Genomic DNA, 14,561 nt, shown 5'->3' on the forward strand with positions numbered 1-14,561 from the left:
GGGGGGGTTTAGGGGGCTGGGGGGGGGGGGTTGGGGAGGGGTGGGAAACCCCACAAAGCCCCCCCGACCCCCTTTTCTCTCTTGGGCCCCGCTCTTCCGGGGGGGGGTCCCGACGGCACGTACGCAGCGTCTACAACACCGATCCAGTGACGCTGCGCAACCAGCCCTTGACGCTGAATCATCCAGTACGCCATGGTCGTGGAACCGTGTGGAATCCCTTCGTGCAGGAGGCAGCAATGGCTCTGAAGTTCCTCGGGATCTACCCCAACACCCCTGATGATGGCTCGCCGACCATCTGGCTGGACGAGGCTACCGGCGACCTGGTGATCCAGTCCTGGAAGGCTGACGAGGCCACCATCAGGGAGGCCCAGGAGGTCGGCTCCATCCCGGGTCACTCCACAGACGTGCCCGAGCACGAAGGCGTGTTCCGGTTGCCCGCCAACATGATCCAGTTCATTCCCCGCCCGGACAGTGAGGTCAACGACGGTGGCAACAGCGGTTCGTGAGCAGCTGGCCAAGGCGCACCACTCGGCGGTCCATCTGGAGATGCGTGACAGCTACATGCTGGACGACCCCGAGTTCATCGCTTGGCAGGCCGGCAAACGGCTCGACCCCGCGAATCGAGAGTCGTGGTGGCGCTCGTGGCTCGACGTCGTGGTCGAAGCCACGTCCCGGGGAGTCAAGATGCGCCGGCTGCGGGTCGTCTCCGAGCCGGTGACCGACTACATCCGCTACGAGTACGACGTGACGTTCCCCAACGTCGAGGCGGGTGAGGACGTTCGATGGCTACCCCGCTCCCGCGCCGGCGATCTCCTGTTGCCCGGCTTGGACGGATGGGTCATGGATGAACAGATCGTGATCCTGCACCACTTCACCGGCGATGGGCAGTGGGTCGGGCCCCGCATGGAGGTCCGAACCGATCCTGCCCTGGCGAAGCAGTACTTGGCGGCGTACGAGGCAGCCTGGGAGCGCGCCACTCCCCACGCGGAGTACCAGCCCGTCTGATTCAGCACTCCACCATGGCCCTCTCGTCGTCATCAAGTGTCCAAAGCGCCCGCCAGGATCTCGCCGATCGCCTCGGCGAGATCCAGCGGGACGCCGGACTCAAGGGCACCGAACTGGCCGCCGCGTGCGGCTGGTATCCGTCCAAGGTGTCCCGGCTGTTGAACGCACGCACCCCTCCCTCCGAAGACGACATCCGGCTCTGGTGCCGCGCGTGTGATGCCGAGAGCCAGATCGCAGACCTCATCGCCATGCTGCGAACCGTCGCCGGCATGTTCGTTGAGTGGCGGAGGATGGAGCGCGCTGGACTGAAGCAAGCACAAGAGGCCCGGCTACCGCTGTACGAACGAACCCGCCGCTTTCGCGCCTACTCGTCTTGGCTGGTGCCCGGCCTGATCCAGACCCCCGGGTACACCACGGCGGCTCTTCGGGCGATCCAGCAGCGACGAGGGCTGACCGACGACGTAGCCGCAGCAGTGGTTGCCCGGATGGCCCGCCAGAGGGTGCTGCACGAAGGTGATCGACGATTTGCCTTCCTGATTGAGGAGTCGGTCCTGCGATGCGGGATCGGCGGAACGGTCGTGATGCAGGATCAACTGCATCACCTCATGGCTATTGGCCTTCTGCCAAATGTCAGTCTCGGTGTGGTGCCCACTGGCGTCGATCGCATGCGTTGGCCGACCGAGGGTTTCTGGATCTACGACGCTGCTCAGGTGAACGTCGAGCTGATCTCCGGCTATCTGACCATCAGACAACCCAGCGAGATATCGCTCTACGCCGAGGCGTTCGCAGAGCTGGCCGCCATCGCAGTCCACGGGGCTGCGGCGCGCAGGCTGATCACCGCGGCCCTCGCCGCGATCGCGTGACCGACGCAAACCGGCGTGGAATCTCGCAGAACCTCGTGGGTGTGTCCTTCGCCTCCTCCCTACGGTCTAGGCACTACCGCTCGTCCTCCCAGGCGAGCAGAGCCAACCCGATTGGAGAGGCCCGTGAGCACCGCCACCATCAAGTCCAGCACCGAGCTGGACGAGCTGGGCAAGTTCTTCACGATCGCCGCGCGTCGTCTCGACGCAGGCCAGGCCGCGCCTGAGATGTTCTCGGCCGCCATCGACACGGCGTGGCACAAGCTCATCAACGACCCGGCCGCGCACGAGGCGTTCGCCGTCCAGCACGCCGGCCGCACGTTGGCTCACGTCGAGAGCGCAGGCGTCGGCTTCATCTCCTGGGTGAGCGCGTACGAGGAGGCGTACAGCACCCTGCCGGAGATCTGGTTCACCGACGCCGACGGCGTGGTCAACACCGAGGCCCTGGCCCGCTACCGCGAGACGGGCGAGGTCTGGGCGGAGTGGGACTGCTCGCCGTCGCCCGGCGACGGCGACGACCTGACCCCGGCGGCGACCACTTGGTGATCACCGCACCATCCGGCGGAGCGTCCCGGCCGACTGCCGGGGCGCTCCGCCTCACCGAGGCCCGGACGGAGAATCCGGCCAGCGTGCACGTGAGCGGCTACCTCCCCGCCATGCAGCAGTCCTGCCCGTTCCTCCAGCCGTCCACGGCGCGCGGTATGACCGGGTGGACCGTCTACGAGATCGCGCCCGACACGCACCGGTACGCCGTCGAAGCGGAACTGTTCTACGCGGGCGTGCAGGCAGCGGAGTGGATTCGCCCCCTGATGGCCCGACCGTTCGGCGCGCTGGTGTGCGAGAACGTGGTGCTGCTCGGACAGTGTGCCGACGCCGACCACCGCGAGCTGCTGAACTGGCCACATTGGGCATTGAAGAACCTCTACAGCCAGGTCGGCGTGATGTTCGGGAAGGAGATCAGCAACCGGCGGGGCTCGTCGGTCTGGAAGGCGACCGGTCCGCAGGGCATCGCGAGCATCAAGCTCGGCACCGGCGAGGCCACCGAGGTCACCGCGCGCGAAGCCTCCGTGCTGGACCAGCTCCCCGGCTACACCGTGACCGCCGGCCATTTCGACAACGGCGCCTGGTTCGTCACCCCGTGGCTGGTCGGACCGTCCACCTGGCAGGCCTTCCGCCCCATGCGCAAGGGCGAAGGAGGGCTGGACGATGCCGTGGCCGCTGCGGTCGGGCTGTGCCGCGCCGTAGCAGACCTCCACACCGAAGGGTGGGTGCACGGAGACCTCCAGCCCCAGCACGGCATCCACGGCGAGGACGGCGCGGTCCACCTCCTCGACTTCGCCTGGTCCCGGCAGATCGGCATCACCCCGTGGATGATCTTCGAGGGAACGATGGTCCACCTCACCTCCCCAGAGTTGGCCGCTCGGATCACCGCTGGTCCCCAACCCGTCGACACGACACAGGCCGCCGACGTCTACGCCCTCGCCGGCACCCTGTGGACCTGCGCCACGGGCAACTGGCCGCTGGACTACGAGGCCGCCGGACTCGGCCGGGGAACGCCGGCGAACGCGATTCGCGAGGCCATCGCCGCCAAGGCCGTCCCGATGTCCTCCCTGATGCCCTGGCCTGCACTCCAGGCCCGGCTGCGGTTCGTCCTGCTGGCCGATCCCGACGACCGGCCGACCGCCGCCGAGCTGGCCACCCTTGTGCAAGCGGTGGGCGAGTGATCGCACTGCGAGAGCTGACCCCGGACGACGCCGCCGCCCTACAGCGGATCTACAGCCCGGAATCGACCAGGTTCCTCGGGCGAAGACCGATGGACGCCGCCGAAGCCCGCAAGGCCGCACGCGACGCGGCGGCCTCAGCCATCCAATCCCCGCGGTCAGTCTACGTCTTGGGCCTCGACCTCGACGGCGACCTACTCGGGATCATCAAGCTCCACCTGGACCGCCCCGTCGCCACACTCAGCTACATCCTGCGCGTGGACGCCTGGGGGAAGGGCCACGCCACCGAAGCGGTCCGCAGGATCCTCGCCCTGGGCTTCGGCCACCTCGGGCTGCCCGAGATCCACGCCAAGCACCACCCGGACAACCCGGCCTCCGGCCGCGTCCTCCTCAAGGCGGGATTCGCCCCGACCGGCGAGCACGCCGGATTCACCACCTACGCCATCCGGCCGCCTCAAGCAGCCGGCAGCATGCCGCGCGCCGTCCTCATGCTCGGCCTGATCGACATCCACGCCGCCTTCAACCGAATCATCGGACGCGCCGGTCCCGCTCACACAGCGGGCCCGGCGGCAGTCCGATCACGCGCCCGAGGCCCCACTACCCGGAGCGGGTAGTGGGGCCTCGCGTTCTACGCAGCAAGAGCGGCCGTCAGCCGCTGACGCTGGGTGTGCCCGTCTCCAGGTGGCCGGTGAAGCGCTGCGACCAGCTGCTGTCGACATCCACGGTCACCGTGAAGTCGTACCAACCGTTGGTGTACGCCACCGCGTTGAAGTAGTCGCTGACGCTGCCGCCGGCCGGCACCTGGTAGGTCCAGGGGCCGTCCGTCCGGTAGTTGTTGGAGGTGATGGTGAAGGTGATCGGCGTGCTGCCGGAGTTGGCCATCTTGAAGTAGACCGCCAGCTGGCCCGTGCCCGGCTCGACCGCGTACGAGGCGGTGACGGCGGCGTTCTTACCCGGCTGGGTGAGGTCGCCGGTGAATCGGCGCAGGAACCGGTTCGGGCCGACCACGGTCAGGTCGTACTTGCCGTTGCCGAAGCCGTTGGTGCCGCAGTTGAAGAAGTCGGTGACCGGGCTGCCGGAATCGACGGTGTACTGCCAGGGGCCGCCGCTGCGGTAGGCGTTGGCGTAGGCGGCGAAGTGGGCGGCGCGGGCGGCGCCGTCGTTGGACATCTTCAGCCAGACGTGCATGACGCCGCTGGCGTTGGTGTCCCAGTGGTCCAGGTTGGCGTTGGGCTGGTACGGCAGGGCGCGGGCCGGACGGGTGCCGGGCTCCTGCGCGGGCAGCGCGTTGTTGGCGGGCGAGGGGTTGAGCAGCGGGCCGCAGGTGGACAGGCCGATGGTCTGCGAGGTGTCGGGCAGCGAGGGCATGCCGTACACCGGATTGGCGAAGTCGAAGACCGAAGTGAGGTCGCCGCAGACCTGGCGGCGCCAGGCGCTGATGTTGGGGCTGGTGGCGGGCTTGCCGATGGCGGCGGTCCACACCTCCAGGAAGCGCAGCACCGAGGTGTGGTCGAAGGTCTCGGAGTTGACCCAGCCGCCGCGGCTCCACGGGGAGACGGCGATCAGCGGGACGCGGAAGCCGAGGCCGATGTTGGTGGAGTTGTAGAACTCGCCCGCGGTGCCGGAGGGTGCCGCCGGCGGCGGGACGTGGTCGAAGAAACCGTCGTTCTCGTCGTAGTTGATCAGCAGAACGGTGGAGTTGAACACGTTGGCGTCCGCGTTCAGGGCGTCCATCACCATGTGGACGAAGTGCGCGCCGTCCTCGGGGGTGGCGTAGGGGTGCTCGGAGGACTGCTGGTCGGCGACGATCCAGGAGACCTGCGGCAGGGTGCCGTTCAGCACGTCGGCCCTGATCGCGGCGGCGATGTCGTCCGGGGTCCGGCCGGTGACCCTGGGCACCGAGCCCATGCCCTTGACGGCGAGCGGGCTGCCGGCCGGGGCGCCGGTGAACTGGCTGAAGTAGGCGAGGGCGTTGTCGCCGAAGTTGTCGCTGGCGTTCTGGTACACCTTCCAGCTGACGCCGGCGTTCTCCAGCGCCTCGGCGTAGGTCTGCCAGCGCAGGTTGGACTCGGAGCCGCCGTCGTAGGCGGGGCCGCCTGCCGTGCCGGCGGGGTCGATCATCCCGCTCCAGTGGTAGGTGCGGTTGGGGCCGGTCGCGCTCAGCACCGAGCAGTGGTAGGCGTCGCAGATGGTCCAGTTGTCGGCCAGCGCGTAGTGGAACGGGATGTCGGCGCGCTGCAGGTAGCCGAGGGTTCGGACGGTGCCCTTGGCGGACACCCAGGAGTCCATCTTGCCGCCGTTCCAGGCCTTGTGCTGGTCGGACCAGGCGTGCGAGAGGTCACCGTTGCACTGCGCCGTGGTCTCCGGGGAGCCGCTGTTGCCCGAGGGGTTGAAGGCCCACGGGTACTGGCGGGCGAACAGGCCGTTCGGCTGGTTGAAGACGCTGTAGCCGCCGGAGATCTGGATGGTGGCCTTGTCGGCGAAGCCGCGGACACCCTTGAGGGTGCCGAAGTAGTGGTCGAAGCTCCGGTTCTCCTGCATCAGGATCACGACGTGCTGGACGTCGGTGATGGTGCCGGTCGTGGTGAGCGCGGTGGTGGAGGCGGTCGCGGCGGCGGCGCTCGGGGCGGCCCCCGCGGCGCCGGTGCCGGCCACCGTGAGACCGGCCGCGGCGGCGCCGGACAGCGTGACGAACTTCCTACGACTCAACTCGGCCATCAGCCCGGTCCGTCCCTTCACTGGCGATGTTGTGTGCACAACTCGAGGCCATCGATCGCGGAGCAGTCTCCACCGCGGCCGGAGCGGCCCACCAGATGCGTGCAGCAGGTTTGGCGGACTGTTCGGCCGGGCGTCACCGAGCGACGCCGGGCTGAACGTCCGGAGGACCTGCCAGGGAGGAACCGAGGTGACTCAGCGGTCCTTGACCTCGATGCCCAGTGCGTGGGCGAACTGCGGCGCCAGCTCCAGCAGTTGGGTGGAGCTGATGACCGCCCCGCGCAGCCCGTGCGGGCCGTCCGCGAGCCCGAGCCGGGCGGCGCCGCGCAGGTCCGTCTTGCTCAGGGCCGCCCCGCGCAGCCGGACCTCCTCCAGCGTCGAGCCGGGGAAGGACACCCCGGTCAGCTTGGCCTCGCCGAAGTCCACGTCGCGCAGCAGGCAGTCCTCGAACACGACGTCCCGCAGCACGGCCGACCGCAGGTTGACCGCCTCCAGCTTGCAGCCGCGGAACACCACCCGGCGCAGTGCCGAGCCGTAGCCGGCGATCCCGGCCAGCACGCCGCCGACGAAGGCGCTGTCCTGCCACTCGGTGTCGCTCAGATCGCAGGCCACCCAGCGGCCGGCCTGCACCCAGACCTCGTTGAACCGGGCCTGGCGCAGCTTGACCCCGCTGAGCGAGACCCCGGTGAAGGCGCACTCCAGGAAGGTCGCGCCGGCGCCCGACTCGTCGGTGCGCTCACCGCCGTCGAAGTGCGCGGTGTCGTACCGCGCGTCGCTGCGCAGCGGGCCGGTGTGCGGGCGCAGCAGCTCGGCGTACGGGAGGTCGGCGAGGCGGTCGGGGACGGATTGGGGCATGGCGGCGGCACCTTGCGATCGGGGGCGAACGGGTCTCGTCCGCATGCTCGCACGCGGCACCGACAAGGCCTCGGACCGACCGCGGCGGCGTGCGGCCGGTCCGAGGGGTGCTCAGCGGATCAGCCGCGCGCCCAGAGCGAGTTGACCCGGCTGCGCTCGGTGCTGTTCGGGTACGGGTTGGTGCAGGACGGGCCGGGGCCGCCGCCCGACATCAGCTCGCTGCACGGGCCCGAGTAGTGGTCCGGCAGGCCGAGCACGTGCCCGGTCTCGTGGGCCGTCACCCGGACCGGGTTGTACTGCCGGTTCTGCTGGTAGTCCAGGAAGATGTAGCCGCGCCCGTGCCCGTCGGTGCTGGCGTAGGAGCCGCGGCTGTCGTTGCCCTCGTAGTAGCGGAAGTCGGCGGCCGAGCCGGACCGCAGCTGCACGTTCTTGACCGAACTGTTCCAGATCTGCGCGGCGTTGGCGATCTGGGTACGGAACGACGGAGCGGAGCTGGCGTCGTAGGTGACCACGACGGTGGCCAGGCCCGGATTGGCGGCCTGCTTGGCCTTGGCGGAGGCCATCACGGCCTGGAAGAACGCCTGGTTGTCCGCTGTCTCGGCGGCCGAACCGGCATACGTCGAGGCGGTGTAGCCCTGTACCGCCGGCGCGGCCGGGGCGGCGGACGCCGCGGTCGCGGGCAGCACGGCGAGGCCGGCCGCGAGGGCCAGGCCGAGGGTGGCGGACAGCAAGGATCGCTTCATGTGGGGGGCTCCGATTCCTGCGGTGCCGTGGCCGGTTGGGGACCGACCCTGGGGGACACCTGGTGAACGGGTGATGTCCCCAGAGCTTCGGGCAGCGCGGCGACCGGGCGGATGATGTCAACCCGCGATAGCTCGGCCCAATACCCCTGCGACCCCATGGATTTGAGTCGACTTTTCCTTGTCTTGACTCGCCCATGCCCCTGGCATTCCGTTCCGCCGGCGGCTAGGCTCCGAGGCGGGGAAGTACCCACTGCGGCGGGGCGCCCGTTTCCGGCCGGGCGGCTCGCCGCGCCCTGATTCGCTTGGTAGTACGCTCAGTTCGCGGTTGCCACGCCGTTCGCCCAGAGCGCGTCGACCTGGGCGCTCTCGTCGGCGTCGGGGTGCGCGTTGGTGCAGGACGGGCCCGGGCCGTGGCCCGACATCAGCTCACTGCACGGGCCGGAGTAGTGACGATCCTCGCCCCCGCGAACGGGGGCGATTCCCTTTGGCTACCCGCTGGCGGCCGGTAGGGCTTCACGCGTCCGCCTCCGGCGTGTGGCCGGGACTCGCACCGATCTGGCGCTGCGCGTGCTGTTGATGACCGAGCCACCCGTCCGGCGGGCTCGGGCCTCGATCTCGACCGAGGCGTTGTGGTCGGCGTCGTCTTCCCAGCCGCAGTGCACACAGCGGAACATTCGGCCGCAGCCGGGGCGGCTGTCGGGATCGACTTTGCCGCATGCTGGGTTGCCGCAGGTCTGGGAGGTGTGGAACGCCGGGACAGGGATCAGCCGGGAGCCGTACAGCCGGCACTTGTACTCCAGTTGCCGTCTGCGTTCGCCGGGCGCGTTGTCAAGGATGGATCGGTTGAGACCCGCCTTCTGGGCGACGTTCTTCCCGGGGGCGTCCATGGTGCCGTTGGCCGCCTTGGTCATGTTCTTCACGCGCAGGTCTTCGATGCCGACGAAGCCGTGGTTTTGGGCGAGGTCGGTGGTGAGCTTATGCGTGAAGTCCTGGCGACGGTTGGCCTGCCGGGTCCTGAGCTTGGCGATCTGGGCCGTGGTCGTGCGGAGCCGGTTGGAGTACCGGCCGCCGTTGTGCTTCTTGGCGTAGGTGAGTTGTCTGGCCTTCCTGCGCTCCAGGTGCTTGAGCCGGGCCTGTTCGGCCGGGGTGAGTGTGGGCGGCATGAGGCGGGCAGTGGTCTCGGTGGAGACGAACGCTGAGGCCGCGACTCCGAAGTCGACGCCGCAACCGGGCTTGCCGTTTGGTGCGCCAGGAGCGTGTCCCGTGTGGATGCCGAAGGCGATGTGCCAGCCGGTTCCGTCCTGGGACACAGTGGCGTTGCGGATCACACCCCCGAGCGCGCGGGAGAGCCGGAAGCGGACCCATCCGAGCTTCGGGAGCCTGGCCTCGGCCCAGTGCCGGTTGAGTTTGCGGACCTCGATGTACTGGCCCTTGAACGGAATGCTCATCCTGTCCCCGCGCTTCTTCCGGGTGGGGAAGCCTGCCGGATGACTGGGGTTCCAGAAGTTCAGGTAGGCCGCGTCCAGGTTCGCCAGCACCCGCTGACCACACTCGGACGGCAGATCAGCCATCCAGTCCAGCTCGGAACGAGCGATGGCGAGTTGCCTGCACTGCGCCGATCCCATCAGGGTCACACCGCGCTGCCGCCACAGGTAGCGGCGCTGTTCCAGAGCCACGTTCCACAGGGCGCGGCAGGTGTGCCCCCAGCGGGTCAGGATCTCCTCCTGCTCCACAGTGGGGTACAAACGGTACCGGCGCCCCATGTCGGCCTTCACGGTGATCAACGTACGTAAAGTCCGTCTATGACTGTCAACCCGAAGATCGGCACTGTGCGCTTCCGCTGCACGTCTACCTGGTTCCGCGACTAAGCATCGACGCAACATGTTCACCGATGCCCATCCGATCCGCATGAATCACATCGGTCGTGGATGATGTCAACCAGCAATAGCCCGGCCGCACAGCGCTCCGGATCGGCTCCGCCGCACCCTTGATTTCCTGTCATGTCCTTGGCGAGGCGGCGCGACGACGTCTATGCTCCCGTCGTGGAGCTCGACGTGAGACACCTCCGGGTGCTGTGCGCGATCGCCGACACCGGCAGCCTCCGCAAGGCCGCGCTCCAGCTCGGCATGACCCAGCCCTCCCTCACCACCCAGCTGCACCGCATCGAACGGGCCATCGGCGGAACCCTGTTCACCCGCGAGCAGACCGGCAGCCGGCCCACCGCGCTCGGCCACTCGGTGCTGTCCCGGGCCCGGCCGGTGATCAGCGAGATGGCCGCGCTGGTGGCCGCCGCCCGGCAGGAGGCCCGGGACGCCGCCGGGCCCGGCCGGCAGCGTCGGCTGCGCATCGGCAGCGTCGGCAGCCGGGCGGTCGCGGCCTGGCTGCGCCGGGTGCACGAGCGGCTGCCGGAGACCGACACCACCATCCACGTCGACATCTCCGCCAGCGCGCTGCTGCGGATGGTCGCCGCCGACCAGCTGGACGTGGCCTTCGTCTACGAGAGCGAGGGCTTCCCGCTGCGGGTGCCGCCGGACACCGAGCACCGGGTGCTGATGGCCCGGGAGCCGCAGTTCGTCGCCCTCGCCGCCGGCCACCCGGCCGCCGCCCGTCCGGTCGTCCACCTGGCCGACCTCGCCGAGGACACCTGGATGGTGGACCCGACCGCCGACCACGAGTACGCGGCGATGCGCCGGGTGTTCAGCGAGGCCGGGCTCAACCCCCGGGTGGTGCAGGTGCGGGACAACGCCACCGCCGCCGAGCTGGTCGCCTCCGGCGAGGCCGTCCGCCCCTGCCAGCCGACCTCACTGCCCGGGCCCGGCACCGTGGTCCGCCCGGTGCACGGGGACCCGCTGACCGTCCGGCTGCTGTTCACCTGGCGCCCGCACGCGCTCAGCCCGCCCGCCCTGGACGCGCTGTACGGCGAACTGCGCGCCGCCTACCTGGATCTGGCCAAGGTCAACCCGGTCTACCTGGCCTGGTTGGCGCGGCACGAACCGGTGCTGCTGGGGCGTCTCTAGAGCCCCGTTGAGGCCCGGCTCTCCCGGCTGTGGATCAGCACGCCCACCGCGACCGCCAGCGCGCAGACCAGGCCCGCCGCCAGCACCCCGGAGCCGCCGAACGCGGTGCAGGGAGCGGCCCGGGAGGGCCCGCCATCCCCGCGCATCCTGGCAGCGGCTCGGGGCCGGCGCACGCACCGGCGCGGTACGCACGCCGGTGCGCCCGCCGGGTCGTACACGGGTACGTTCGCCGTACGGCAGCCCCGCCCAAACCCGGGCACGATGCCCTTGTATGTCCCCTTTCTCCTTACCGTCAGCCGTAGTTGACGCTTCGGTGCGCGAACCGGGTGACAGCGCGGCGGGTTTCCGGGCGCGCCCCGCGCGCTGTACCGCGACCGGCCCCGGCGCCCGGCTAGATTCGTCCCCGGTTGGAAGCGAGCGCGGGCCTTGCGGGGCCCCATGACACGGGCGGCCTGCGGGCAACGCGGAAGGTCAAGGCCGGTGGCAGGACAGCGGGGGCGGCAGCGCCGACCTACCCGTGTCCGCGCCACCGGCCTCGTGATCACCGCGCTGCTCGCCAGCGCCTGCCGTGCGGTCGTCCTCGCCGCCTCGGCGGCCCCGGCTACTTCTCCCAGCCGACCTTGCTGTAGTCCTCCCAGCCGAGGCCGAAGGCACCGTAGTTGGCGAGTCCCTTGCGCGCCGCCACCACGACCGGCCGCTGGTAGAGCTCGACGGTGTGGCCGAGCTCCCAGATCTTCGCGTCCGCCTGGTTGTAGAGCTTCGCGGCCTCCACCGGGTCGATTGTTCCGGCCGCCTTCTTCAGCAGGTCGTCGATCTCCTGGCTGCCCAGGCGCGACTGGTTCTGGAAGGAGTTGTCGCCCACCGGCAGGCGGAAGTTGGCCAGGCTCTTGGAGTTCGGGAAGGAGTCGGTGTTGCGCCAGCTCGCGAGGTCGAACTTGCCCGGGGTCACGTACTTGGCGAAGAAGTCGTTGGCGGGCACCTTGTCCAGGTCGACCTTGACCCCGGCCGCCTGCCACATCGCCGCCGCCGCGGTGGCGAGGTCGAGCTGCGCCTGCGGGGTGCCGTCGCTGAGCACCCAGTGGAGCTCCAGCGACTGGCCGTCCCTGGTGCGCGGCTCGCTGCCGGACTCCTTCCAACCCGCCTCGTCCAGCAGCTTCTTGGCGGCGGCGAGGTCGAACTTGGCCCAGTCCCCCGAGTTGTCCTGGTAGCCGGCCTGGTTGGGCATGATGATGTGGTTGCCGAGCGGCTTGAACTCCACCGGCACCCCGTTGTTGGCGATCTTGATCAGCGCCGAGCGGTCGAGCGCCCTGCCGAGCGCCTGGCGGACCTTCTGATCCGCCAGCGCACCGTTGCCGCCGAAGGAGATGTGCACCTCGTCCCACGGGCTGGCGGCCCGGATCACGGTGTCCTTGGCATTCTTGAGCTGCCCGTACGCGGTGGCGGTGCCGGCCGAGGCGAGGTCGATCTCGTTGTTGAGGTAGGCCTGGATGCTCGCCGACTTGTCCATCACCCGGAAGGTGATCTTGTCGAGCTTGGCCCTGGTCCCCCACCAGGCGGGGTCCGGCACCAGGCTGAGGGTCTGGGCGGTCTTGTCCGCCACGCCGACCTTGAGCGGGCCGGCGGTGATCGGGATCTTCTCCAGCCAGCCCTTGTTGAAGTCGTCCGGCGTGGATATGCCCGCGGCCGGGATCAGCGGGCGGAACAGGTTCTGCCAGTCCGCGTACGGCTGGGCGAAGGTGACCTTCACCTCGGTCGGGTCGGCGCCCTGCTCGACCGCGGAGATCAGCTCGTAACCGGACGGGTCGTTGATGTTGTACGCCGGGTCCTTGCCGTTGCTGGTCTGCCAGTCCGCCTTGAAGTCCAGGTAGCTGAGCGGCTTGCCGTCCGACCACTTGGCCTTGGGGTTCAGCTTGTACGTGACCACCTGCGGCGAGGTCGAGGTGACCTTGGCCTCCACCAGGTAGTCCGGGTTCGGCTGGAAGGTGCCGGAGGCGTCGGTGCCGAACAGCGCCGGCTCCACGGCGCGGATCAGGTTCACCGTGTCGGTGTAGGTACCGCCGTCCACCTGGAGCGGATTCCACTGGGTGATCCACTGGTCCAGGGAGAAGCGCACCTCGCCGCCGTCCTTGACCTGGTCCAGCGGCTTGGCGTTGATGTCCTGGGAGTCCTGTCTCGGCGGCTCGCTCTTGGCCACGTCGTCGGCCGAGCCGCTCCCGCCCGAGGTGCACGCGGTGACGGCGAGCGCGACGGCGGCGGCGAGAACGGCCGCCCGACCGAGGCGGCGGGTCGGGGTGGAAGCGTCCATGAGGGTCCCCCTGAGGTTCGTGGCAGGAGTCGGTTCGTGGCAGGAGTTGGGTCGCACGAGGCATGACCGGGCTTGAGCGTGGGCACTCAATCCGGCACCGAGCCAGAGGAACGTAACAGCGGATCAGATCCGCCACCAGGGGGAGGAGCGCACGCCTGATCCAAAAGTCACAGGGGGCAATCCCGCCGCAACACCCCCGCCGTCCCCGGGTGCTTCACTCTGACCTGCGCTTTCTCCAACTCCCCTTTCTCCCCTGCCATCTGACGCCCTGACCGGGCCCCGACCGAAGGCCACCACCCGATGCCCACCAGACGCGTCGGCCCCGCTCAGACCCCGGGCGGCCGTTGATGCTCCGCTACTTGGCGAAGCGGCTGAGCTACTACGCCGCGCTGCTGCTCGCCGCCGTCTTCCTGGCGTACGCGATCTCCGCGAGCGCCCTGCAGCCGCGCACCTACTTCGACGCCAAAGTCCCCCGCCCGTCCGCCGAGTCGGTCGAACGCCAGCTCACCGCGCTCAACCTGAACGACCACACCCCGGTGGTCGAGCGCTTCGGCCACTGGGCCGGCGGCCTGCTCCACGGCGACCTCGGCCGCACCATCCACGACACCCCGGTCAACGACGACTTCGGCCGCCGGGTCTGGGTCTCGCTGCGGCTGCTGCTGCTCGGCAGCCTGCTCGGCGCCGTCCTCGGCGTCGCCGCCGGGGCCTGGAGCGCCGTGCGCCAGTACCGGATCTCCGACCGGCTGCTCACCGTGCTGTCCTTCGTGCTGCTCTCCACCCCGGTCTTCCTGGTCGCGCTGTTCCTCAAGAACGGCGCGATCGCCGCCAAGGACGCGGCCGGCCACGAGGTCATCCCGTTCACCGGCTACGAGACCCCCGGGCTGGCCGGCGGCCTCGGCGCCCACCTCGCCGACTGGGCGCTGCACCTGCTGCTGCCCACCGTCTCGCTCGCCCTCGGCGGCCTCGCCACCTACAGCCGCTACCAGCGCGGCACCATGCTCGACGTGCTCGGCTCCGACTACCTGCGCACCGCCGAGGCCAAGGGCCTCACTCGCCGCCGGGCCCTGCTCAAACACGGGCTGCGCACCGCCGTGATCCCGATGTCGACCATGTTCGCCTACAGCTTCCTGGGCATCTTCACCGGCGCGATCTTCACCGAGACCATCTTCGGCTGGCACGGCATGGGCGAATGGCTGATCCAGTCGATCAACGAACAGGACGTCAACTCGGTGGTGGCGATCAACCTGTTCACCGCCGTCGTCGTGCTCGCCTCCGGCTTCCTGGCCGACACCCTGCACGCCGCCCTCGACCCGCGCGTGCGGTCCTGACCGGAGGTGATC

Annotated in this window: 14 protein-coding genes and 1 pseudogene; 8 read left to right on the plus strand and 7 right to left on the minus strand. The window is 69.6% G+C overall.

The annotated features are described in order from the left end of the window. Positions 1-236: 236 nt before the first annotated feature. The 6 genes from ACFQ87_RS23575 (at position 237) to ACFQ87_RS23600 (ending at position 4,200) form a co-directional block, all read left to right on the plus strand. Entirely contained in the window at positions 237-506 is a 270-nt protein-coding gene (locus ACFQ87_RS23575) for a hypothetical protein (RefSeq protein WP_380612800.1), read from the plus strand. Next, a complete protein-coding gene (locus ACFQ87_RS23580) occupies positions 487-1,005 on the plus strand; it encodes a DUF6879 family protein (protein WP_380612767.1) in 519 nt (172 codons plus the stop codon). The genes ACFQ87_RS23575 and ACFQ87_RS23580 overlap by 20 nt, the downstream gene beginning before the upstream one ends. Positions 1,006-1,019: 14 nt before the next feature. Beyond that, complete coding sequence (locus ACFQ87_RS23585; protein WP_380612768.1) at positions 1,020-1,868, plus strand: helix-turn-helix domain-containing protein; 849 nt, start codon at positions 1,020-1,022, stop codon at positions 1,866-1,868. Between the two features lie 123 nt (positions 1,869-1,991). Next, the gene (locus ACFQ87_RS23590) at positions 1,992-2,411 is read left to right on the plus strand and encodes a hypothetical protein (protein ID WP_380612769.1); all 420 of its coding nucleotides are present in this window, start codon (positions 1,992-1,994) and stop codon (positions 2,409-2,411) included. Beyond that, positions 2,408-3,589, plus strand: a complete 1,182-nt coding sequence (locus ACFQ87_RS23595; protein WP_380612770.1) for a hypothetical protein — start codon at positions 2,408-2,410, stop codon at positions 3,587-3,589. Before ACFQ87_RS23590 ends, ACFQ87_RS23595 begins: the two co-directional genes overlap by 4 nt. Continuing rightward, positions 3,586-4,200: a GNAT family N-acetyltransferase gene (locus ACFQ87_RS23600; protein ID WP_380612771.1), complete on the plus strand. Its 615-nt coding sequence runs from the start codon at positions 3,586-3,588 to the stop codon at positions 4,198-4,200. The genes ACFQ87_RS23595 and ACFQ87_RS23600 overlap by 4 nt, the downstream gene beginning before the upstream one ends. A 34-nt stretch (positions 4,201-4,234) precedes the next feature. Here ACFQ87_RS23600 and ACFQ87_RS23605 read toward each other — a convergent pair whose 3' ends face one another. From ACFQ87_RS23605 to ACFQ87_RS23625, 5 genes and pseudogenes are all read right to left on the minus strand, one after another. After that, positions 4,235-6,304: a phosphocholine-specific phospholipase C gene (locus ACFQ87_RS23605; protein WP_380612801.1), complete on the minus strand. Its 2,070-nt coding sequence runs from the start codon at positions 6,302-6,304 to the stop codon at positions 4,235-4,237. Between the two features lie 192 nt (positions 6,305-6,496). Continuing rightward, positions 6,497-7,156: a pentapeptide repeat-containing protein gene (locus tag ACFQ87_RS23610; RefSeq protein ID WP_380612772.1), complete on the minus strand. Its 660-nt coding sequence runs from the start codon at positions 7,154-7,156 to the stop codon at positions 6,497-6,499. A gap of 119 nt (positions 7,157-7,275) precedes the next feature. Then, entirely contained in the window at positions 7,276-7,899 is a 624-nt protein-coding gene (snpA, locus tag ACFQ87_RS23615; protein WP_380612773.1) for a snapalysin, read from the minus strand. 314 nt (positions 7,900-8,213) lie between these two features. Beyond that, a pseudogene (locus ACFQ87_RS23620) lies at positions 8,214-8,348 on the minus strand (snapalysin family zinc-dependent metalloprotease); the annotation flags it as partial. A gap of 39 nt (positions 8,349-8,387) precedes the next feature. Then, positions 8,388-9,674, minus strand: coding sequence for an RNA-guided endonuclease InsQ/TnpB family protein (locus ACFQ87_RS23625; RefSeq protein WP_380612774.1), 1,287 nt, complete (start codon positions 9,672-9,674; stop codon positions 8,388-8,390). A 225-nt stretch (positions 9,675-9,899) separates the two neighbouring features. On the opposite strand from ACFQ87_RS23625, the gene ACFQ87_RS23630 reads away from it, so the two are divergent. Then, positions 9,900-10,916 carry a LysR family transcriptional regulator gene (locus ACFQ87_RS23630; RefSeq protein ID WP_380612775.1) on the plus strand — a complete coding sequence of 339 codons (1,017 nt, stop codon included), beginning with the start codon at positions 9,900-9,902 and terminating at the stop codon, positions 10,914-10,916. Here ACFQ87_RS23630 and ACFQ87_RS23635 read toward each other — a convergent pair. Both ACFQ87_RS23635 and ACFQ87_RS23640 read right to left on the minus strand, forming a co-directional pair. Beyond that, on the minus strand, positions 10,913-11,062 hold the full coding sequence (locus tag ACFQ87_RS23635) for a hypothetical protein (RefSeq protein ID WP_380612776.1): 150 nt from the start codon (positions 11,060-11,062) through the stop codon (positions 10,913-10,915). The genes ACFQ87_RS23630 and ACFQ87_RS23635 overlap by 4 nt on opposite strands. Positions 11,063-11,517: 455 nt before the next feature. Beyond that, positions 11,518-13,221, minus strand: coding sequence for an ABC transporter family substrate-binding protein (locus ACFQ87_RS23640; protein WP_380612777.1), 1,704 nt, complete (start codon positions 13,219-13,221; stop codon positions 11,518-11,520). Positions 13,222-13,568: 347 nt separating this feature from the next. On the opposite strand from ACFQ87_RS23640, the gene ACFQ87_RS23645 reads away from it, so the two are divergent. Then, the gene (locus tag ACFQ87_RS23645) at positions 13,569-14,549 is read left to right on the plus strand and encodes an ABC transporter permease (protein ID WP_380612778.1); all 981 of its coding nucleotides are present in this window, start codon (positions 13,569-13,571) and stop codon (positions 14,547-14,549) included. Positions 14,550-14,561 lie beyond the last annotated feature (12 nt).

It is taken from the genome of Kitasatospora sp. NPDC056531 (genome assembly GCF_042794375.1).
Taxonomy (GTDB): Bacteria; Actinomycetota; Actinomycetes; order Streptomycetales; family Streptomycetaceae; genus Kitasatospora.